Annotated in this window: 19 protein-coding genes; 16 read left to right on the top strand and 3 right to left on the bottom strand. The window is 67.0% G+C overall.

What is annotated here, in order from left to right; all coding sequences use genetic code 11:
* Positions 1 to 11: 11 nt before the first annotated feature.
* Together glpK and GNX71_RS11230 are read right to left on the bottom strand one after the other, a co-directional pair.
* A complete protein-coding gene (gene glpK / locus GNX71_RS11225) occupies positions 12 to 1517 on the bottom strand; it encodes a glycerol kinase GlpK (RefSeq protein WP_206178378.1) in 1506 nt (501 codons plus the stop codon).
* A 29-nt stretch (positions 1518 to 1546) separates the two neighbouring features.
* Positions 1547 to 2311 carry a DeoR/GlpR family DNA-binding transcription regulator gene (locus GNX71_RS11230; RefSeq protein WP_206178379.1) on the bottom strand — a complete coding sequence of 255 codons (765 nt, stop codon included), beginning with the start codon at positions 2309 to 2311 and terminating at the stop codon, positions 1547 to 1549.
* A 284-nt stretch (positions 2312 to 2595) separates the two neighbouring features.
* On the opposite strand from GNX71_RS11230, the gene glpD reads away from it, so the two are divergent.
* The 16 genes from glpD to GNX71_RS11310 all read left to right on the top strand — a co-directional run bounded on the left by glpD (position 2596) and on the right by GNX71_RS11310 (position 18127).
* Positions 2596 to 4266 (top strand): glycerol-3-phosphate dehydrogenase, encoded by a 1671-nt coding sequence (gene glpD / locus GNX71_RS11235; RefSeq protein ID WP_206178380.1) that lies wholly within the window; start codon positions 2596 to 2598, stop codon positions 4264 to 4266.
* Positions 4266 to 5342, top strand: coding sequence for an ABC transporter ATP-binding protein (locus GNX71_RS11240; RefSeq protein WP_206178381.1), 1077 nt, complete (start codon positions 4266 to 4268; stop codon positions 5340 to 5342). The genes glpD and GNX71_RS11240 overlap by 1 nt, the downstream gene beginning before the upstream one ends.
* Positions 5343 to 5426: 84 nt before the next feature.
* On the top strand, positions 5427 to 6497 hold the full coding sequence (locus GNX71_RS11245; RefSeq protein ID WP_206178382.1) for an ABC transporter ATP-binding protein: 1071 nt from the start codon (positions 5427 to 5429) through the stop codon (positions 6495 to 6497).
* Positions 6494 to 7384: a sugar ABC transporter permease gene (locus GNX71_RS11250; RefSeq protein ID WP_093434003.1), complete on the top strand. Its 891-nt coding sequence runs from the start codon at positions 6494 to 6496 to the stop codon at positions 7382 to 7384. Before GNX71_RS11245 ends, GNX71_RS11250 begins: the two co-directional genes overlap by 4 nt.
* The gene (locus tag GNX71_RS11255) at positions 7381 to 8193 is read left to right on the top strand and encodes a carbohydrate ABC transporter permease (RefSeq protein WP_019656045.1); all 813 of its coding nucleotides are present in this window, start codon (positions 7381 to 7383) and stop codon (positions 8191 to 8193) included. The genes GNX71_RS11250 and GNX71_RS11255 overlap by 4 nt, the downstream gene beginning before the upstream one ends.
* Positions 8194 to 8205: 12 nt before the next feature.
* Entirely contained in the window at positions 8206 to 8514 is a 309-nt protein-coding gene (locus tag GNX71_RS11260; RefSeq protein WP_206178383.1) for a DUF2160 domain-containing protein, read from the top strand.
* A 91-nt stretch (positions 8515 to 8605) separates the two neighbouring features.
* Positions 8606 to 10339 carry an ABC transporter substrate-binding protein gene (locus tag GNX71_RS11265; RefSeq protein ID WP_206178384.1) on the top strand — a complete coding sequence of 578 codons (1734 nt, stop codon included), beginning with the start codon at positions 8606 to 8608 and terminating at the stop codon, positions 10337 to 10339.
* Between the two features lie 136 nt (positions 10340 to 10475).
* On the top strand, positions 10476 to 11507 hold the full coding sequence (locus GNX71_RS11270; RefSeq protein ID WP_241027312.1) for a dialkylrecorsinol condensing enzyme: 1032 nt from the start codon (positions 10476 to 10478) through the stop codon (positions 11505 to 11507).
* A complete protein-coding gene (locus GNX71_RS11275; RefSeq protein ID WP_206178385.1) occupies positions 11497 to 12633 on the top strand; it encodes a beta-ketoacyl-ACP synthase III in 1137 nt (378 codons plus the stop codon). Before GNX71_RS11270 ends, GNX71_RS11275 begins: the two co-directional genes overlap by 11 nt.
* A gap of 84 nt (positions 12634 to 12717) precedes the next feature.
* Positions 12718 to 13113 (top strand): hypothetical protein, encoded by a 396-nt coding sequence (locus GNX71_RS11280; RefSeq protein WP_206178386.1) that lies wholly within the window; start codon positions 12718 to 12720, stop codon positions 13111 to 13113.
* Positions 13110 to 14090 carry a BtrH N-terminal domain-containing protein gene (locus GNX71_RS11285; protein WP_206178387.1) on the top strand — a complete coding sequence of 327 codons (981 nt, stop codon included), beginning with the start codon at positions 13110 to 13112 and terminating at the stop codon, positions 14088 to 14090. Before GNX71_RS11280 ends, GNX71_RS11285 begins: the two co-directional genes overlap by 4 nt.
* A gap of 3 nt (positions 14091 to 14093) precedes the next feature.
* Positions 14094 to 15002 carry an ABC transporter ATP-binding protein gene (locus GNX71_RS11290; RefSeq protein WP_206178388.1) on the top strand — a complete coding sequence of 303 codons (909 nt, stop codon included), beginning with the start codon at positions 14094 to 14096 and terminating at the stop codon, positions 15000 to 15002.
* Positions 15003 to 15015: 13 nt separating this feature from the next.
* Positions 15016 to 16173, top strand: a complete 1158-nt coding sequence (locus tag GNX71_RS11295) for an ABC transporter permease (protein ID WP_206178389.1) — start codon at positions 15016 to 15018, stop codon at positions 16171 to 16173.
* Positions 16174 to 16222: 49 nt separating this feature from the next.
* Positions 16223 to 16453 carry a phosphopantetheine-binding protein gene (locus GNX71_RS11300; RefSeq protein WP_206179415.1) on the top strand — a complete coding sequence of 77 codons (231 nt, stop codon included), beginning with the start codon at positions 16223 to 16225 and terminating at the stop codon, positions 16451 to 16453.
* A complete protein-coding gene (locus GNX71_RS11305; protein WP_206178390.1) occupies positions 16450 to 17523 on the top strand; it encodes a beta-ketoacyl synthase N-terminal-like domain-containing protein in 1074 nt (357 codons plus the stop codon). The genes GNX71_RS11300 and GNX71_RS11305 overlap by 4 nt, the downstream gene beginning before the upstream one ends.
* 100 nt (positions 17524 to 17623) lie before the next feature.
* The gene (locus GNX71_RS11310; RefSeq protein ID WP_206178391.1) at positions 17624 to 18127 is read left to right on the top strand and encodes a hypothetical protein; all 504 of its coding nucleotides are present in this window, start codon (positions 17624 to 17626) and stop codon (positions 18125 to 18127) included.
* Positions 18128 to 18179: 52 nt separating this feature from the next.
* Here GNX71_RS11310 and GNX71_RS11315 read toward each other — a convergent pair whose 3' ends face one another.
* The gene (locus GNX71_RS11315) at positions 18180 to 19535 is read right to left on the bottom strand and encodes a carbohydrate porin (protein ID WP_241027228.1); all 1356 of its coding nucleotides are present in this window, start codon (positions 19533 to 19535) and stop codon (positions 18180 to 18182) included.
* Positions 19536 to 19887: the final 352 nt, after the last annotated feature.

Here is a 19887-nt window from a genome sequence, read left to right on the forward strand (position 1 = left end):
GGCAAGGAAGCTCAGGTCGCCGTGGCCTGGCGCACGGCGCGCTCCCAGCGCGCCATCGATTCCTCGGCCTGTGCGCGGCCCATGGTCGGCAGGAAGCGGCGCTCCACCTTCCACAGCTTCGAGAGCTGGCGCGCGTCGGCATAGACGCCCGTCGAGAGCCCCGCGAGGTACGCGGCGCCGAGCGCCGTGGTCTCGATGACTTCGGGCCGCACCACTGGAATGCCCAGAAGGTCGGCCTGGAACTGCATCAGCAGGTCGTTGACGCTCGCGCCGCCGTCCACGCGCAGTTCGGCCACTGGCTTGCCGCCGGCAGCCACTGCATCGCGGCTCATCGCCTGCAGCAGCGCGGCGCTCTGGTAGGCAATGCTTTCCAGCGCGGCGCGCGCGATGTGCGCGACGGTCGTGCCGCGCGTGAGGCCGGTGATCGTGCCGCGCGCGTCCGCATCCCAGTAGGGCGCGCCGAGGCCGGTGAAGGCCGGCACCATCATCACGCCGCCCGCGTCGGGCACGCTCTCGGCGAGCGACTGCACCTCGGCGCTGCCCTTGATGGCCTTGAGCCCGTCGCGCAGCCACTGCACCACCGCGCCGCCAACGAACACGCTGCCTTCCATCGCGTACTGCGGCGTGGTGTCGGCCTGCGCGGCGCTGGTCACGAGCAGGCCGTTGTGTGAGGGCTGGAACGCGCCGCCCGTGTGCATCAGCAGGAAGCAGCCGGTGCCATACGTGTTCTTGGCCATGCCGGCCTCGAAGCAGGCCTGGCCGAAGAGGGCGCTCTGCTGGTCGCCCGCCACGCCGCCGATGGGCAGGGCGTGACCGAGCAGCGCGGCATCGGTGTCGGCGAAGTGCGAGCTCGATGGCTGCACCTTGGGCAGCAGCGCGGCGGGAATCTTCAGCGCGGCGAGCAGGTCGGCGTCCCATTCGTTCGTGTGCACATTGAAGAGCATCGTGCGCGAGGCGTTGCTCACGTCGGTCACATGCACCTTGCCGCCGGTGAGCTGCCACATGAGCCAGCTGTCGACGGTGCCGAAGGCGAGGTCGCCGCGCTCGGCCTCGGCGCGTGCGCCGGGCACGTTGTCGAGCAGCCAGCGCAGCTTGGTGCCGGAGAAGTACGCGTCGATCACCAAGCCGGTCTTCTCGCGGATGGTGTCCGTCATGCCCTCGTCGCGCAGCTGCGCGCACAGGGGCTCGGCGCGGCGGTCCTGCCAGACGATGGCGTGGTGCACCGGCTGCCCGGTCTTGCGGTTCCACAGCACGGTGGTCTCGCGCTGGTTGGTGATGCCGATGGCGTGGATGTCGGCCGGCTTCAGCTTCGCCTTCACCAGCACTTCGCGCGCGGTGGCGAGCTGGCTGCGCCAGATTTCCATCGGGTCGTGCTCGACCCAGCCCGGTTGCGGGTAGATCTGCGTGAGCTCCTTCTGCGCGATGGCGACGATGTGGCCTTCGCGGTCGAACACGATGCTGCGGGAGCTGGAGGTGCCCTGGTCCAGGGCGAGGAGATAGGTGGAGGTGGTCGTCATTCGGACTTCGTCTCTTGTTGGGTTGCTGCCTAGCGCGCGATCTCGAGGCGAACCTGCGCTGCATGCAACAGGTCCGCAAAAGGCGCCGGTGGCGCCGCGTCGGTGAACAGCCGGTCGATCTGCGAGAGCGTGCCCAGCTGGATCATCGCCGGCCGGTTGAACTTGCTCGCATCGGCCGCGAGCCACACCTCGCGCGCCTGCGCAATGATGGTCTGCGCCACCTTCACCTCGCGCAGGTCGAAGTCGCGCAGCGACCCGTCGGCCTCGATGCTCGACACGCCGATGAGCGCGATGTCGACCTTGAACTGGCGGATGAAATCGATGGTGGCCTCGCCCACGATGGCGCGGTCGCGCGCGCGCACCGAGCCGCCGGCCACGATCACCTCGCACGAGCTGTTGCCGCTCAGGATGGTCGCCACGTTCAGGTTGTTGGTGATCACGCGCAGGCCCGTGTGGCGCATCAGCGCCTTGGCGATGGCTTCGGTGGTGGTGCCGATGTTCAGGATCAGCGAGCAGTCGTTGGGCACCAGCTCGGCCACGCGCTGCGCGATGCGCGCCTTGCCTTCGGCATTCAGGGTTTCGCGCTGCTGGTAGCCGATGTTCTCGGTGGTGGAGCTGGGCACGCGCACGCCGCCGTGAAAACGTGTGAGCAACCCTTCGTCGGCCAGCCGCTGCACGTCGCGCCGCACGGTCTGCAGGGTCACGCCCAGCATGTCGGCCAGTTGCTCGACGGTGACGGAGCCGCGCGTGCGCACGGTGTCCAGGAGGTTGATCTGGCGCGGGTTGGAGTTCACAAAAGCGTCGTGGAGTGCGGGAAGACTCAGAAGCTGTGAATGAACCTGCCGCGCCCGAGCAGCCCGCCCAGCCACGCCCAATCAAGGCGCAAAGCGCAGCCATAGCTCGGACTATGGCGAGCATTTGCAACGCAGAGTGGGTGTGGCTGGACGGGATGAGCGGGCACGGCGGGTTCGTTCGCAGCTTCTCAGGGGAAGGGTACAGGGCGCGTCACTTTAAAGCGAACCAAAACGAACCCGACTAAGGGAAAACTCGGAGGAAAATCGCGCCAAAAGGAATCCAAATGAAAAAACCCGAAAATACAATGGCGCCCTCCAGTGACCAAAGTCACGCTTCAACGGGCCCATTTCCAGTGAGCGATTTCTCCTCCAGTTCGCCTGCGCCAGCCACCGATTGCGACGTGCTGATCGTCGGCGGCGGCATCAACGGCTGCGGCATCGCGCGCGACCTCGCCGGGCGCGGCTGGCGCGTCGTGCTGTGCGAGAAGGACGATCTCGCCTCGCACACGTCTTCCTCTTCCACCAAGCTGATCCACGGGGGCCTGCGCTACCTGGAGTACTACGAGTTCTCGCTCGTGCGCAAGGCGCTGCAGGAGCGCGAGGTGCTGCTCAAGAGCGCGCCGCACATCATGTGGCCGCTGCGCTTCGTGATGCCGCACGACCCCTCGATGCGGCCGGCCTGGATGATCCGCATCGGCCTGTTCATGTATGACCACCTCGCCAAGCGCGAAGTGCTGCCGGGCTCGCGCAGCGTCGACCTGCGCAAGCACGCGGCCGGCAAGCCGCTCAAGGACCAGTACAAGCGCGGCTTCGTCTACTCCGACGGCTGGGTCGACGATGCGCGCCTGGTGGTGCTGAACGCGCTCGATGCGCAAGCCCGTGGCGCCGAGGTGCTCACCCGCACCCGCTGCACCCATGCGCAGCGCGATGCCGACGGCTGGACCGCCACGCTCGAAGGTCCCCAAGGCACGCGCACCGTTCGCGCCCGCGCCGTGGTGAATGCCGCGGGGCCGTGGGCCGAATCTTTCTTGCGCGGCGTCGCGCAATCGGCCAAGGGCGAATCGCTGGCCACCAAGAGCCTGCGCCTCGTGAAGGGCAGCCACATCATCGTGCCGCGCCTGTTCGAGCACGACCATGCGTACATCTTCCAGAACCCCGACAAGCGGATCATCTTTGCGATCCCCTACCAGGACGAGTTCACGCTGATCGGCACCACCGACATCGAGCTGAACGGCGACGAACCCGGCGCCGCGCGCATCGCGCAGGAAGAGATCGACTACCTCTGCACGCAGGCCAGCCGCTATTTCGAGAAGCCCATCGTGCCGGCCGACGTGGTGTGGACCTACTCGGGCGTGCGCCCGCTGCTGGACGATGCCTCGGGCGACCCCTCGGCCGTCACGCGCGACTACATGCTGGAGTCGAACACCACCGCCGCACCGCTCCTGTCGGTGTGGGGCGGCAAGATCACCACCTTCCGCAAGCTCGCGGAAGACGCGGCCGACGAGGTCGGCAAGATGCTCGGCCAGTCGAACGTGCAGCGCCCCGCCTGGACCGACGGCGCGTTCCTCGCCGGCGGCGACCTGTCGGCATGGATCGGCGCCGCGAAGCGGCCCGACGACGATTTCGAGCGCTTTGTCTCAGCGGTGCAGGCGAAATATCCATGGCTCTACGGCAAGCTCACGCGCCGTCTCGCACGCGCCTACGGCGCCCGGGTGTCGGAGCTGCTCGGCGATGCGAAGTCGCTCGCCGACCTGGGCCCCGCGGTGGCGCCCGACCTGCACGAGCGCGAGCTGCGCTTCCTGCAAACCCATGAATGGGCCGTGAGCTCGGACGACGTGCTCTGGCGCCGCTCCAAGCTCGGCCTGCACTACACGCCGGCCGAACGCGAACAGGTCGCGGCCTGGCTGCAGGCCAATGCGAAGAACAACGACAAAGTGGAAGTGGAGGTGAGCTGATGCAGCTGACTCTGGATCGCGTCACCAAGAAGGTCGGCGCGCAGACATGGCTCTATGAACAGAGCATCGCGCCCAAGAGCGGCGCGGTGACTGTGCTGCTGGGCGCCACGCAGGCCGGCAAGACCAGCCTGATGCGCCTGATGGCGGGGCTGGACACGCCGACGACGGGCAAGGTGCTGGTCGACGGCAAGGACGTGACCGGCATGCCGGTGCGCGAGCGCAACGTCGCGATGGTCTACCAGCAGTTCATCAACTACCCCTCGCTCAAGGTGTCCGACAACATCGCCTCGCCGCTCAAGCTGCGCGGCGAGAAGAACATCGACGCGCGCGTGAAGGCGCTCGCCGACAAGCTGCACATCGGCATGTTCCTGGACCGCCTGCCGGCCGAGCTCTCGGGCGGGCAGCAGCAGCGCGTGGCGCTGGCGCGCGCGCTGGCCAAGAACGCGCCGCTGATGCTGCTCGACGAGCCGCTGGTGAACCTGGACTACAAGCTGCGCGAGGGCCTGCGCGAAGAGCTCACACAGCTTTTCGCCACCGGCGACTCGACCGTGATCTACGCGACCACCGAACCCGGCGAGGCGCTGCTGCTGGGCGGCTACACCGCGGTGATGGACGCGGGCGAACTGCTGCAATACGGCTCGACCGCCGAGGTGTTCCATGCGCCGCAGTCGCTGCGCGTGGCGCGCGCCTTCAGCGATCCGCCGATGAACCTCCTGGCCGGCACCGCAACTGCCGGCCAGGTGCAACTCGCGGGCGGCCCGGCGCTGGCGCTGGCATTGCCCGAAAGCGTTTCGGGCGCGGTCACCGTGGGCCTCCGTGCAAGTGCGTTGAACGTGGGCGCGGGCGAGGGCGACATCGCCTTGCCCGGCAAGGTGGAGCTGGCCGAGATCTCGGGCTCCGACACCTTCGTGCACGTCGACACGGCGGTGGGCGAACTGGTGGCGCAGCTCACCGGTGTGCACCGCTTCGAGCTGGGCGCTTCGATCACGCTGTACTTCAGCGCGTCGCAAGCCTATGTGTTCGATGCCGGCGAGAAGCTGGCGCTGGCGCCTGCATGGCGCAAAGGAAACGTATGAGCCCCCACGTTCATCACTGCGTGTATTCACTGCCCCCCGAGGGGGCGCAGACCGCCCTTGGGGCGGCCCGGCGGGAGGTCTGAGATGGCACGCATCGATCTCGACCTGGCCCACGCCTACCGCGCCAACCCCACGCAGGACAGCGACTATGCGCTGCTGCCGCTGAAGATGAGTTTTCGCGACGGCGGCGCCTACGCCTTGCTCGGCCCCTCGGGCTGCGGCAAGACGACCATGCTCAACATCATCTCGGGCCTGCTCGTGCCGTCGCAGGGCACGGTGACATTCGACGGCCGCGAGATGACGCGCGCCACGCCGCAGGAACGCAACATCGCGCAGGTGTTCCAGTTCCCGGTGATCTACGACACCATGACCGTGGCCGAGAACCTCGCGTTTCCGCTGCGCAACCGCAAGGTGCCCGAAGACCAGATCAAGAAGCGCGTGGGCGAGATCGCCGAGATGCTCGACATGAGCGGCCAGCTCAACCAGCGCGCGGCGGGCCTCGCGGCCGATGCCAAGCAGAAGATCTCGCTGGGCCGGGGCCTGGTGCGCAGCGACGTGTCGGCCGTGCTCTTCGACGAGCCGCTCACCGTGATCGATCCGCACCTGAAGTGGCAGCTGCGCCGCAAACTGAAGCAAATCCACCGCGAACTCAAGCTCACGCTGATCTACGTGACGCACGACCAGGTCGAGGCGCTCACCTTCGCCGAAGAGGTGGTGGTCATGACGCGCGGCAAGGCCGTGCAGGTGGGCAGCGCCGAGGCGCTGTTCGAGCGGCCGGCCCACACCTTCGTCGGCCATTTCATCGGCTCGCCGGGCATGAACTTCCTCTCGGCCAAGAGCATGAACGGCGCGCTCGAAGTGGCGGGCACGCCGCTCGTGCCGACGCGCGAACTGCCGCAGGGGGCGCTCAAGATCGGCATTCGCCCCGAGTACCTGCGCCTGTCGAACGCCGGCGCCGCCGGCGCCGTGCCGGCGGTGGTGAAGCAGGTGCAGGACGTCGGCACGCACGCGATGCTGAGCGCCGAAGTCGACGGCATCGTGATCAAGGTGCGGCTGCACTCCGACGAGCAGCCGCCGGCCCCGGGGGACACGGTGTGGCTGCGCGTGCTGGACGTCCACACCTGCTATTACAAAGACGAGGAACTGGTGGCATGAACGCAACCAACAAACCGATCAACCAGAAGGCTTGGTGGCTCGTGCTGCCGGTGCTGATCTGCGTGGCCTTCTCGGCCATCGTGCCGCTGATGACGGTGGTCAACTACTCGGTGCAGGACATCATCTCGCCCGAGCGCCGCGTGTTCGTGGGCACCGAATGGTTCGCCTCGGTGATGCGCGACGACGAGCTGCACCAGGCGCTGTGGCGCCAGCTGGGCTTCTCGCTGTCGGTGCTGCTGGTGGAGATTCCGCTGGGCATCGGCCTAGCCCTGTCGATGCCGGCCAAGGGCTGGAAGTCGTCGGCGGTGCTGGTGGTGGTGGCGCTCTCGCTGCTGATTCCCTGGAACGTGGTCGGCACCATCTGGCAGATCTACGGCCGCGCCGACATCGGCCTGCTGGGCCACGCGCTGCAGGTCATGGGCATCGACTACAACTACACGGGCAGTGCGACCGACGCGTGGCTCACGGTGCTGGTGATGGACGTGTGGCACTGGACGCCGCTGGTGGCGCTGCTCTGCTATGCGGGCCTGCGCTCGATTCCCGATGCCTACTACCAGGCCGCGCGCATCGACGGCGCAAGCAAGTTCGCGGTGTTCCGCTACATCCAGCTGCCCAAGATGCGCGGCGTGCTGATGATCGCGGTGCTGCTGCGCTTCATGGACAGCTTCATGATCTACACCGAGCCCTTCGTGCTGACGGGCGGCGGGCCGGGCAATGCGACCACGTTCCTCAGCCAATACCTCACGCAGAAGGCCGTGGGGCAGTTCGACCTCGGGCCGGCGGCGGCGTTCTCGCTGATCTATTTCCTGATCATTCTCTTGTTCTGCTTCGTGCTCTACAACTGGATGCAGCGGGTCGGTACGCAGGAAGTCGAGGTCGAGAAATGAACGAAAAGAGATTCCACAAGCGCAGCATCTTCCTGGTGCTGTACATCCTGTTCGCGCTGTTGCCCATCTACTGGATGATCAATATGAGCTTCAAGACGAACGAGGAGATTCTTTCGAGCTTCTCGTTCTTTCCGCAGCAGCTCACCTGGGCCAACTACGCACGCATCTTCACCGACGAGTCGTGGTACTCGGGCTACATCAACAGCCTGATCTACGTGGCGATCAACACGGTGATCTCGCTCACCGTGGCGCTGCCGGCGGCCTATGCGTTCTCGCGCTATTCGTTCCTCGGCGACAAGCACGTGTTCTTCTGGCTGCTGACCAACCGCATGACGCCGCCCGCGGTGTTTTTGCTGCCGTTCTTCCAGCTCTACAGCACGGTCGGCCTCATGGACACGCACCTGGGCGTGGCGCTTGCGCACCTGCTCTTCAACGTGCCATTGGCGGTGTGGATCCTCGAAGGCTTCATGAGCGGCATTCCGCGCGAGATCGACGAGACGGCCTACATCGACGGCTACTCGTTCCCGCGCTTCTTCCTCACCATCTTCCTGCCGCTCATCAAGGCTGGGGTGGGCGTGGCGGCGTTCTTCTGCTTCATGTTCAGCTGGGTCGAGTTGCTGCTGGCGCGCACGCTCACGAGCGTGAATGCCAAGCCCATCGTCGCGACGATGACGCGCACGGTGAGCGCTTCGGGCATGGACTGGGCGACGCTCGCGGCGGCGGGCGTGCTCACGATCGTGCCGGGCGCGATCGTCATCTGGTTTGTCCGTCACTACATCGCGAAGGGTTTCGCGATGGGTCGCGTTTAAGGAGGGCCAAAGATGTTCGACTGGATGGTCTGGACCACCCCGGTGGCCGTGTTCTTCATCTGCATCGCGCTCATGCTGGTCGGCATGACGGTGTGGGAGTTCAAGTCGCCCACCACGATGCGCCGCGGCTGGCTGCCGATCGCCACCACGCGCGGCGACAGGCTCTTCATCGGCCTCTTGTCCGCGGCCTACGTGAACCTGATCTTCATCGGCCTGGCCGGCAAGTTCCAGGAATGGCTGAGCCTGGAGGCCGAGCCCTCGATCTGGATCAGCTTCGTGCTGTCGATGCTCGTGCTGGCGCTGGTGATGCGCAAAGGCTGAAGCCAACGATTTTTCGAGACGCGTCCGGCTCTCCGCCTCCCCGGAGCCGCGATGGAAAAAACCGGGGAAGCACAACCGAGGAGACACATTCATGAAGATGCGCTACACGGCATTGGCACTGGCAGCGGCGATGTTCGCCGCGCACGGCGCTGCGTCGGCCGGCGAGGCCGAGGCGAAGAAATGGATCGACAGCGAATTCCAGCCGTCGACCCTGTCCAAGGACAAGCAGATGGAGGAGATGAAGTGGTTCATCGACGCCGCCAAGAAGCTGCAGGCCAAGGGTGTGAAGGAGGTGTCGGTCGTTTCCGAAACGCTGACCACCCATGAGTACGAATCGAAGACGCTGGCCAAGGCCTTCGAGGAAATCACCGGCATCAAGGTCAAGCACGACCTGATCCAGGAAGGCGACGTGGTCGAGAAGCTGCAGACCTCGATGCAGTCGGGCAAGTCGATCTACGACGGCTGGGTGTCCGACTCCGACCTGATCGGCACGCACTACCGCTACGGCAAGATCATGTCGCTGACCGAGTACATGGGCGGCGCGGGCAAGGAGTTCACCAACCCCGGCCTCGACCTCAAGGACTTCATCGGCACCAGCTTCACCACCGCGCCCGACGGCCAGCTCTACCAGCTGCCCGACCAGCAGTTCGCCAACCTGTACTGGTTCCGCGCCGACCTGTTCGCGCGCAAGGACCTGCAGGACAAGTTCAAGGCCAAGTACGGCTACAACCTGGGCGTGCCGCTCAACTGGAGCGCCTACGAGGACATCGCCGAGTTCTTCAGCGTCGACGTGAAGACCATCGACGGCAAGCCGATCTACGGCCACATGGACTACGGCAAGAAGGACCCGTCGCTCGGCTGGCGCTTCACCGATGCGTGGCTCTCGATGGCCGGCGCGGCCGACAAGGGCATCCCGAACGGCATGCCGATCGACGAGTGGGGCATTCGCGTGGCTGCCGACAAGTGCACGCCCACGGGCGCCTCGGTCTCGCGCGGTGGCGCCACCAACTCGCCGGCCGCCGTGTACGCGCTCACCAAGTACATCGACTGGATGAAGAAGTACGCGCCCAAGGAAGCCATGGGCATGACCTTCGGCGAATCCGGCCCGGTGCCCGCGCAGGGCCAGATCGCCCAGCAGATCTTCTGGTACACGGCCTTCACCGCCGACATGACCAAGAAGGGCCTGCCGGTCGTGAACGACGACGGCTCGCCGAAGTGGCGCATGGCCCCCGGCCCGAACGGCCCGTACTGGAAGCAGGGCATGCAGAACGGCTACCAGGACGTGGGCTCGTGGACCTTCTTCAAGGGCCATGACGCCAACAAGACGGCCGCCGCCTGGCTCTATGCGCAGTTCATCACCGCCAAGACGACCTCGCTCAAGAAGTCGATCACCGGCCTGACCTTCATCCGCGACAGCGACATCCGCTCGGACTACTTCACGCAGAACGCCAACAAGTACGGCGGCCTGATCGAGTTCTACCGCAGCCCCGCGCGCGTGGCATGGACCCCGACCGGCACCAACGTGCCTGACTATCCGAAGCTCGCGCAGCTCTGGTGGAAGAACGTGGCCGAGGCCGTGACGGGCGAGAAGACCCCGCAGAAGGCGATGGACAACCTGGCCGACGAGATGGACAACGTGATGGCGCGCCTGGAACGCGCCGGCATGGCCCATTGCGCGCCCAAGCTCAACCCCAAGGGTGATCCGGCCAAGTACCTGAGCGACGACCACGCCCCGTGGAAGAAGCTGGCCAACGAAAAGCCCAAGGGCGAGACCATCGACTACAACAAGCTGCTGGGTGCCTGGAAGGAAGGCAAGGTGCGCTGAGCGCGCCGCAGTTCGAACTGTCAGTTGGCACAGTGAAAAGGGGCCGCGCCGGAGGGTGCGGCCCCTTTTTCGTTCGGGCGTCGCATGTTCGTGGGATCGGCACGACGGCATGACCAATGGCAGATGCGTTTTGTTAATGATTGATTTACATTCGACGGCCCTCGAAACAGCCCACCCAGTGACTACCAGCTTTCCCCGTTCCGCCGACCCGGTCGCACGCCCCAAGCGGGTGCTGGTGATTCATTACTCGCAGTCCGGACAGCTCGACAGCGTTGCCGAGCAGATCGTCGCGCCCTTGCGGGCCGATCCGTCCATCGAGGTGCACGAGGAAACGCTGCGCCCGCTGGCGCCGTTTCCGTTCCCCTGGCCCTTCATCACCTTCTTCGACGCCTTCCCGGAGTCGGCGCACCTGAAGCCGCCGCCGCTGGCGCCGCTCTCGCTCACGGGCGACGAGGATTTCGACCTCGTCATCCTGCCGTACCAGGTATGGTTTCTCGCGCCTTCGCAGCCGGTCACCGCATTCCTCAAGCACCCGCTGGCCGGGCGCCTGCTCAAGGGCAAGCCGGTGGTCACGGTCATCGCTTGCCGCAACATGTGGCTGCTGGCCCATGAAAAGCTCAAGGGCATGCTGGACGACGTGGGCGCGCGCCTCATCGACAACGTGGTGCTGACCGATCCCGGCCCGACGCTCGCCACCTTTTTCACCACGCCGGCGTGGCTCATCTGGGGCCGCAAGCGCGGCTTCTGGGGGATGCCCGATGCGGGACTCAGTGCTACGCAAATTCGTAGCACGGCCCGTTTCGGCCGTGCGCTGCGCGATGCGCTGCATGGCGACCTGGAGCGCGGCACCGGGCCGCTGCTGGCGGGCCTGGGCGCGGTGCAGGCCAATGCGCGCCTTCTCATCAGCGAGAAGGCCGGCACCCGCAGCTTCTTCCTCTGGGGCAAGCTCATCATGGCGGCCGGCGGGCCCGGTGCCTGGCCGCGCAAGCCGTTGCTGCTGCTCTATGTGGTGTTCCTGCTTGCGCTCATTGTCACGGTCGTGCCCGTGAGCTTGACGCTGCAGGCGCTTCTGCGACCTTTGTTCAAGGGGTGGCTGACTAAAATGACAGCCCAATTCGAGTGCCCGTCGGGCTCTGCCACGGACCGCTCCCACCTCTATGACGACTGATGTCTTCCTGACCCGCACCGCCGCCTTCCTGCCCTTTTCCCCGGTCAGCAATGAAGACATCGAAGAAGTCCTCGGCCGCATCGCCGGCAAGGCGTCGCGTGCGCGGCGCTTGATTCTTCGCAGCAACGGCATCCAGTCGCGCCACTACGCCATCGATCGTGCCACCGGCCAACTGGCCATGACCAACGCGCAGCTCACCGCCTCGGCCATCCGCGGGCTGGGCGACGACATCGGCCCGGTCGACTGTCTCGCCACCGGCACCTCGCTCCCCGACCAGCTCATGCCCAACCATGCGGTGATGGTGCATGGCGAACTCGGCTGGCCGCGGCTCGAAGTGGTGGCCTGCGCGGGCATCTGCCTCGCGGGCACCGCGGCGCTCAAGCACGCCTGGCTCTCGGTGCGCGCGGGCGATGCGCGCCGCGCGGTGGCCACGGGCTCGGAGCTCGCATCCGCGGTGATGCGCGGCTCCCGTTTCGAGGCCGAGCTCGAGCACAAGCTCGAAGCGCTCGAAGAACGGCCCGAGCTGGCCTTCGAAAAGGACTTCCTGCGCTGGATGCTGTCCGACGGCGCAGGCGCGGTGCTGCTGGAGCGCGAGCCGCGCGGGCCGCTGTCGCTGCGCATCGACTGGATCGACCTGTCGTCGGCCGCGCACGAGCTGCCGGTGTGCATGTATGCGGGCGCCGACAAGAACGCCGAAGGCGGCCTCGACGGCTGGGCCCGCACCGCGCCTGCCGACTGGCACCGCGACTCGACCTTCGCCGTCAAGCAGGACGTGCGCCTGCTCAACGACAACATCGTGCGCGCCACGCTGGCCGAACCGCTCGCCGCCGTCATCGAGAAGCGCGGGCTCAAGGCGGCGGACATCGACTGGTTCCTGCCGCACCTGTCGTCGAACTATTTCGTCGAGCCGGTGAGCCGCTGCCTCGATGCCATGGGCTTTTCGATTCCGCGCGAGCGCTGGTTCAGCAACCTCGCGCGCAAGGGCAACACCGGGTCGGCATCGCCGTACATCATGCTCGACGAGCTGTTCCGTTCCGGACGCATCCAGCCCGGCCAGAAGCTCCTGATGTTCGTGCCCGAAAGCGGCCGCTTCTCCAGCGGCTTCATCCATATGGAGGCCGTATGAAACCCCCACGCTCATCGCTTCGCGTATCGCTGCCCCCCGAGGGGGCGCAGGCCTCCCTTGGGGCGGCCCGGCGGGAGGCCTGACATGGACCTCGACGCAGTTCCGCAAGAGGGCAACGCGACCCTCGACGGCCATTCCAAGCTGATGTACGCGCGCGACGCGCAGGGCCGCGTCGTCACCACCACCTCGCGCGGCTGGGAGGCGGAAGAGATCGTCACCAGCCACGCGGTCGACGTGCTGGTCGAGCAGGCGAAAGAAGCGAAGGAGCGGGCGAAGGCCGGCCTTGCATCGCCGCTCGAATACTGGATGTACGAGCGCCGCATGGACGTGGCGCTGCTCTCCCAGACCAGCGGCTTCTGGCAATGGCGCGTGCGGCGCCACCTGCAGCCCCGGCATTTCTCGTCGCTCTCCCAGGCGCAGCTTGCGCGCTATGCCGAGGCGCTGGGCCTTCCGATTTCCACCTTGCAAGGCCTGCCGTGAACTTCCAACACCAACAGGCGGCGCACTGCGAAAGCGGCGTCATCTCCAGCCTGATGCGCCACCACGGCGCGCCGATGACCGAGAGCATGGCGCTGGGGTTGTCGTCGGCGTTGTCCTTCGCCTACCTGCCGTTCATCAAGCTGTCGGGCCTGCCGCTGATCTCGTACCGCATGCCGCCCAAGGCCATCATCAAGGGCCTCCTGGCACCGATGGCCGCGCGCTTCAGTTTCGAGACTTTCCGCAGTCCCGAGGCAGGGCAACAGCGCCTCGATGCACTGCTGGCCGATGGCCGGCTGGTGGGCCTGCAGACCTCGGTGTACTGGCTGCCGTACTTTCCACCGAACATGCGCTTTCACTTCAACGCGCACAACCTGCTGGTCTACGGCAAGGACGGCGACGACTACCTGATCAGCGACCCGGTGTTCGAGGAGCCCGTGCGCTGCGCGAGCGCCGATCTCTCGCGTGCGCGCTTCGCCAAGGGCGTGCTCGCGCCCAAGGGGCTCATGTACTACCCGCAGGCCATCGATCGCAAGGCGGTCGACGCCGCCTCGGTGACCAAGGCCATCCGCAAGACGGTGCGCAACATGCTCGCGCCCATTCCCATCGTCGGCGTGCGCGGCATGCGCACGCTCGCCAACCGGATGCAGCGGCTGTCGGCCACCGATCCGCGCAGCGTCGATTTCATTGGCCACCTGGTGCGCATGCAGGAGGAAATCGGCACCGGCGGGGCGGGCTTCCGCTTCATCTACGCGGGCTTCCTGCAGGAGGCCGCGCAGCTGCTCGGCAAGCCGCAGCTCACGCAGATGTCGGAGCGGCTCATCGCCATCGGCGACGGCTGGCGCGCCTTCGCGCTCAAGGCGGCGCGCATGGTGAAGGGGCGCGAGCCCGTCGATCCGGTTGCACTGGCGGGCAAGCTGCGCGAACAGGCGCAGCAGGAGGAAAACTTCTTTCGCGATCTGAAGGCTGCCGTCGCCTGAACAATGCTTGAGCTGAAGAATCTCGGACACCGCTACCCGCACGCCACGGCCCCCGCGCTGGCCGATGTCTCGCTCGCCGTGCCGCGGGGTTGCGTGCTGGGACTGCTCGGTCCGAACGGCGCGGGCAAGACCACGCTGATCTCGCACCTCTCGGGTGCGCTCGCGGTGCAGTCGGGCGAGATCCGCATCGACGGCCAGCCGCTCAAAGAGGTGCGCGCGAAAACGCCCACGCGCATCGCGGTCGCGCCGCAGGACCAGGCGTTCTATTCGATGCTCACGGTGGCCGAGAACCTCGCATGCTTTGCCGCAGCGAGCCGGCTCTCGGGCGCGCGCAAGAGAGAGCGCATCGACGCCTGCATGCACTTCTCGCAGCTCGAGTCGTTCGCGGGCGTGCGTGCCGACCGGCTCTCGGGCGGCCTCAAGCGCCGGCTGAACCTCGCGATCGCCTTGCTGCCCGAGCCCGAGCTCATGCTGTTCGACGAGCCCACTGTCGGCGTCGATCCGCAGTCGCGCGCGTTCATCCTCGACGCCATCAAGAGCCTCGCGCAAGCGGGTGCGGCGGTGATCTATGCCTCGCACTACATGGAAGAGATCGAGGCCATTGCCGACCGTGTCGCCATCCTCGACCACGGCCGCGTACTGCGTGAAGGGTCTCTCGACGATCTGCTGTCCAGGAGTGCGATGCTCCTCACGCTCGCGGCCGACGGGCTCGACGCGGAGATGCTCTCGCGCTTCGGCACGGTGGAGCAGGGGGCGGCGCAGTGGCGCATCCACCTGAACCCCGGCAGCGGCCCCGGCCCGGTGCTGGCGGCACTCGAAGCCTTGGGCATCGAGGTGCGCCACGCCGAGTTCGGCCGCCACGACCTGGAGCAACTCTTCATGGCACTGACCCACCGCTCGCTGCGAGATTGAACGACCGAACCCGATGCTTCCCGCGCTCATCAAGAAGGAACTGCTCGCCCTCGTGCGCGACATGCACGGGCTGGCGGTGTTGTTCCTGATGCCGATGGTCTTCATCGTGCTGATGTCGCTCACGCTCAAGGACATCTACCGCCCGCCGCTCGCCGAGCTGAGTTACGCCGTGGACGCGCGCGATACCGCGACGCCCGCCAACTGGCTGCTGCAGATCTGGCAGCGCAGCCATGGCGCGCCGCAGCCGCTCGGCAAGGACTGGCAGGATCGCCTGCGCAACGGATCGCTCAAGTACGTGATCGTGCTGGAGCCGGGCCTCTCGGAAGAACTGGAATCGGCCGCGCTCTCGACCAGGGCGCACATCCGGCTGCTGACCGAACCGGGCATCGACGCCAATCTCTTCAATGCGCTGCGCGCGGAACTCATCGGCGCATCGGGCGAGTTGAAGGCGCGCCTCGCGCTGGCCGTGCCCGGTACCGCCAGCCCCGCGCCCGATGCCTCCATCCAGGCGATGGTGCAGGCCGAGCGCTTCTCCACCGCCGGCCCGCGGCCCACCTCGGTGCAGCAGAACGTGCCGGCCTGGCTGGTCTTCGGCATGTTCTTCGTGGTGGCCTCGCTCTCCAGCCTGTTCGTGCAGGAGCGCGGCTCGGGCGCGCTCGGCCGGCTGCAGAGCCTGGGTGTCTCGCGCACGATGCTGTTGGCCTCCAAGGCCTTGCCGTACCTCGGCGTGAACGCGCTGCAGGCGCTGTTGATGCTTGCAGCCGGCATCTGGTTCATGCCGCTGATCGGCGGCGATGCGCTCTCGCTCGCGGGCATCCACTGGGGCGCCTTGCTGCTGTCGCTCGCGGCGGTGAGCCTTGCCGCAGTGAGCCTGTCGCTTGCGCTGGCATGCCTCGTGCGAACTCACGCGCAAGCGGCTACGCTCGGACCGATGGTCAACGTGCTGATGGCGGCTGCAGGCGGCATCATGGTGCCCAAGTTCGTCATGCCGGGCTTCATGCAGCGGCTGGTCGAGGTCTCGCCGATGAACTGGGGCCTCGAGGCGCTGCTGACCGTGCTGTTGCGCGGCGGCGGCGTGGTCGATGCATTGCCGCAGGTCGGTCGGCTGGTCGCGTTTGCGGCGGCCATGTTTCTTCTCGCAGTCTTTCTGTTTCGCAGGCGCACATCGTGAGTACCCCGTGAGTAGCGTTACCCCTGAATTCATCGCCAGCCTCAAGACGATGGTGCTCGAAGCCGTCGAGAGAGAGGCTCCCCCCGGCGGCCTCGGCGACGACGAGCCGCTGTTCGGCCCCGAGGCGCGGTTGGACCTCGACTCGCTCGATGCGCTGCAGGTGTCGATGACCATCCAGCAGCGCTTCGGCGTGCGCATGCCCGACAGCAAGGAGACGCGCCGCGCGCTGACTTCCATTGCTCATCTTGCGGAACACCTTGCGCAGGTCGGAAAAGCATGAGCGGCGGCGTCTACCTGGCTTCTACCGGTCTTGCCTGCGTGCTCGGCAACGACATGCCCGGCGCGCTCGACGCATTGCGGCGTGGCGGTGTGCCACCGACGCCGGTGAGCATCGCCAAGGGGAACGGCTGGCCGGTCTACAAGCTGCCGCCGCAAGAGGGCAACTGGCTCGAGCGCGTGCGGCGCACCGTGCGCAACGTGGTCGCGCAGACCGGCGAGTGGGGCGTTCGCACCGCGCCGCTTTTCGTCGCGTCGTCCTCGCTCGACATCGGCTACATGGAGTACGAGAAGCCGGACTTGCGGCTCGGCGGCGACCTGCAGGACTTCGCCACCATCGTCTCCGAGGCGCTCGACTGGCGGGGCCCGGTCTTCACCATTTCCACGGCCTGCACCTCGGCGCTCAACGCCGTGCTGGCGGCTGCCGACCTGATCCGCGGCGGCGGCACAGACGAGGCGCTGGTGCTCGGCGCAGAGCTGGACAACCGCTTCACCGCGGCCGGCTTCCGCGCGATGCAGCTGCTCGCACCGGGCAACGCCCAGCCCTTCGGCGCGGAGCGCAGGGGGCTGGTGCTGGGCGAGGCCGTGGCGGCGCTGCGCCTGGGTGCGCGGCCGACGCGCTGGCGCATCACGGGCGGCGCGAACGTGGTCGACGGGCGCAATCCGTCGGGCACCGAGGCCAGCGCCGTGCGCGCCATGTGCCAGACCGCGCTCGCGCAGAGCGGGCTGCGGCCCGAGGACATCGACCTCATCAAGGTGCAGGCCGCGGGCAGTCCCGTCAACGACGCCATCGAGGTGGAGGCGCTCAAGCAGGTGTTCGACCGGCTGCCGCCGCTGGTGTCGCTCAAGTCGTCGCTCGGCCACACGCTCGGCGCGGCGGGTGCCGCCGAGCTGGCCCTCCTGGTCGGCTGCATCGAGGGCGGCGCCTGGCCATCGACCGACTATCCGCTGGACGACACGCTGGGCATCGAGCTGAGCGCCGAGCCGCCCGCGAAGCTGCGCAACATCCTGCTCAACGTCGTCGGCTTCGGCGGCGGACATGCCTCGCTGCTGCTGAGAGATTGCCACGCATGAGCGCTGCGCCGGGCCGCCCCAAGCAAGCTCGCTCCCGCCTGGCGGGAGGGCGCGCAGCGCCAAGGGTGCATCAATGAACGCCTTGCCTAGGGATTTCGCCATGAACGCGGGGATCGAGACCGTCTGGCGCACTGTCGCCCATTTCGTCGTTCATCCACCGCCCGCGGACTGGCGCGACGAACTGGCACGCCGCCTCGGCCGCCGGCCGCGCCGCGTCGGCCTGTGGACCGAACTGGCGATGTACGGCGCACGCCGCTGCCTCGATGCGGCGGACGAAGCCGCGCTGCCGCAGGGCGCGCGCCTGCGCGTGGCCAGCAGGCGCGGCGCATGGGGCGCCACCTACACGGGGCTGGAGCAACTCGATGCCGGCCTGCCGATGCCGTTCACCTTCATGCAGAGCCAACCGGCGCTGATGCTCGCCGAGGTCGGCCGCTGCCTCGAATGGCAGGGCGACGCGAGCTTCATGCTCTGCCGCGATCCCGAGCGCCTGCTGCAACTGGCGAAGCTCGGCGCTCCCCGCGAAGGCCTGCTGTTCGGCATCGTCGAGGAGGAGCGCAACGAAGAACTGCCGCGCACTGAGTGGTGGCGGCTGGTGCCGGCCTGAGAAGGTGCACACCTTCTGAGCGCTACTCGCGCGGCAGGTCAACGGTGGAGCGTCACTCCCACCATGCTTCCATCTGGATGCCGAAGGTCGTGGCGTTCCTGCGTCCGTTCGCTCCGAAGCTGGTGACGTTGGCATCGCCCGCCGCCTTGTTCCAGCTTGCACGCGTGGCGTAGATCCGAAATTCCGGCCGCGTCCAGAAATCGGTGTTGGGCGAGAAGGCCACCGCGATCGTGCCCTTGTTCAGCGTCTGGCGGGGCTGGTCGTCGGTGCTGCGGCGCGTGGTCGAGAGCTCGGCCAGGAGCTTGGTGTATTTGGCAATGCCGTAGGAAAGGCGCCCGCCCAGCGAGAAGTCCTTGGTCTCCGGGCCGTTGTCCGGGCGCGTGATCTGGTAGCCGATCAGGCCCTGGCCGCCGAAGCGCCCGAACTGGAAGTCCATCGAATCCAGGATGCGCCGCTGCTTGGCGCCCGCCTGTGGCGTGATCACCGTGCGCTCCACCAGCGGCGCGAAGAGCAGTGTGTTCTCCAGTCCGAAGCCCGGCGGCAGCAACAGGCCCGTGGTCGTGGTGCTGTTGTCCAGGTTGTAGAACTTGCCGCTGAGCGAGGCGTGGCCGCTCGAGGCCTGCGCAATGAAGATGTTGTTCAGGCCTTGAACCAGGAAGTTCTTCTGGATGTGCATGAGCCCCAGGGCTCCGCCGTCGCGCCCCTTGGCGAAGTCGCCCGAGATCAGCCCGCCCGTCACCGTGAGCTTGCCGCCCGGGTTGGTGGGGATGTCGCGCCACTGCACGTTGATGCGCTTGGCGTTGTTGGGGTTGCCGCTCTTGTTGTCCACCGAGTCGGCCGTGTGCAGGGCCACGTTCAGCCGGCCGACGCCCCACAGCGGGATGTCGTCGATGCCCGCGCCGTAGTTGTCGCCATCCTCCACCACCCACTTGTCCACGATGTGCACGTCCTGGATGCGGTGGTAGCGCTGGCCGGCCCACAGGGTTGCGGCGTTGCCGAAGATGCCGGTCAGGGAGAAGTAGGCCTGTGCGGTGCCGCTCTTGCCGTTGTAGATGGTGGGCATGTAGAACACGCCCCACTTGATGCCATCGCCCAGGTCGAACTTCTTGCCGATGCCGAACTCCAGGTAGTTGTCGCCTTCGTTGCCCAGGCGGTACTTCTGCAGGTCGCCGCCGAGGGAATAGCCGCCCTTGAGATTGCCTTTGCCGGTGCTGTAGAAGCCGCCGCGGCCGTAGCCCCAGAACTCCAGGCCGGTGGCGTCGTTGATCTTCTTGACGAACTCCTTGGTGGGGTCCTTGGCTTCGGCCTGCGGGGGCTCGTCGGTTTGCGCGTCCTGGGCATTGGCGTTGCCGTAGAGGCCGGCCAGCAGAAGGACGGCGGTGGCGAGTTGGGTCAATCGGGTGTTCACAGGGGATGTCTCCTTGGTTGGGATTGGTTGTGGGAGGCGGTGGCCGAAGGCGGCGGGCAAAAGAAGACCCACACCGGCCGCTGGCGGCAGTGACAGAGAGAGGTGAAAAGGGGAAGGGGGCTACCGCTTCATCGGGTGGCGCGATCGGTGTGCGTCAAAGGTCCATGGATCGACTCCTTTTCCTGGTGTGCGGTGAATGGGAGAGAGAAGAAAAAAAGGGCGTGCGTGTACACCGCGAATGGCGGGAGCCTTTCGCGTGGATGGCGGGGGTGGAAGCGCGCTACGCGGCCCGGCTGCGAAGCACGAGGGGCGCTATGAGCGGCGGTACGCGCGTCGCATCGCGACGGGTGGG

The sequence above is a fragment of the Variovorax sp. RKNM96 genome (assembly GCF_017161115.1).
Taxonomy (GTDB): Bacteria; Pseudomonadota; Gammaproteobacteria; order Burkholderiales; family Burkholderiaceae_C; genus Variovorax.

Coding starts and splice junctions, on each gene's coding strand:
- GNX71_RS11310 (WP_206178391.1), top strand. CDS start 17,624: ATGAACGCGGGGATCGAGACCGTCTGGCGCACTGTCGCCCATTTCGTC.
- GNX71_RS11240 (WP_206178381.1), top strand. CDS start 4,266: ATGCAGCTGACTCTGGATCGCGTCACCAAGAAGGTCGGCGCGCAGACA.
- GNX71_RS11250 (WP_093434003.1), top strand. CDS start 6,494: ATGAACGCAACCAACAAACCGATCAACCAGAAGGCTTGGTGGCTCGTG.
- GNX71_RS11290 (WP_206178388.1), top strand. CDS start 14,094: ATGCTTGAGCTGAAGAATCTCGGACACCGCTACCCGCACGCCACGGCC.
- GNX71_RS11260 (WP_206178383.1), top strand. CDS start 8,206: ATGTTCGACTGGATGGTCTGGACCACCCCGGTGGCCGTGTTCTTCATC.
- GNX71_RS11280 (WP_206178386.1), top strand. CDS start 12,718: ATGGACCTCGACGCAGTTCCGCAAGAGGGCAACGCGACCCTCGACGGC.
- GNX71_RS11295 (WP_206178389.1), top strand. CDS start 15,016: ATGCTTCCCGCGCTCATCAAGAAGGAACTGCTCGCCCTCGTGCGCGAC.
- glpK (WP_206178378.1), bottom strand. CDS start 1,517: ATGACGACCACCTCCACCTATCTCCTCGCCCTGGACCAGGGCACCTCC.
- GNX71_RS11270 (WP_241027312.1), top strand. CDS start 10,476: ATGATTGATTTACATTCGACGGCCCTCGAAACAGCCCACCCAGTGACT.
- GNX71_RS11300 (WP_206179415.1), top strand. CDS start 16,223: ATGGTGCTCGAAGCCGTCGAGAGAGAGGCTCCCCCCGGCGGCCTCGGC.
- GNX71_RS11275 (WP_206178385.1), top strand. CDS start 11,497: ATGACGACTGATGTCTTCCTGACCCGCACCGCCGCCTTCCTGCCCTTT.
- GNX71_RS11305 (WP_206178390.1), top strand. CDS start 16,450: ATGAGCGGCGGCGTCTACCTGGCTTCTACCGGTCTTGCCTGCGTGCTC.
- glpD (WP_206178380.1), top strand. CDS start 2,596: ATGAAAAAACCCGAAAATACAATGGCGCCCTCCAGTGACCAAAGTCAC.
- GNX71_RS11265 (WP_206178384.1), top strand. CDS start 8,606: ATGAAGATGCGCTACACGGCATTGGCACTGGCAGCGGCGATGTTCGCC.
- GNX71_RS11255 (WP_019656045.1), top strand. CDS start 7,381: ATGAACGAAAAGAGATTCCACAAGCGCAGCATCTTCCTGGTGCTGTAC.
- GNX71_RS11245 (WP_206178382.1), top strand. CDS start 5,427: ATGGCACGCATCGATCTCGACCTGGCCCACGCCTACCGCGCCAACCCC.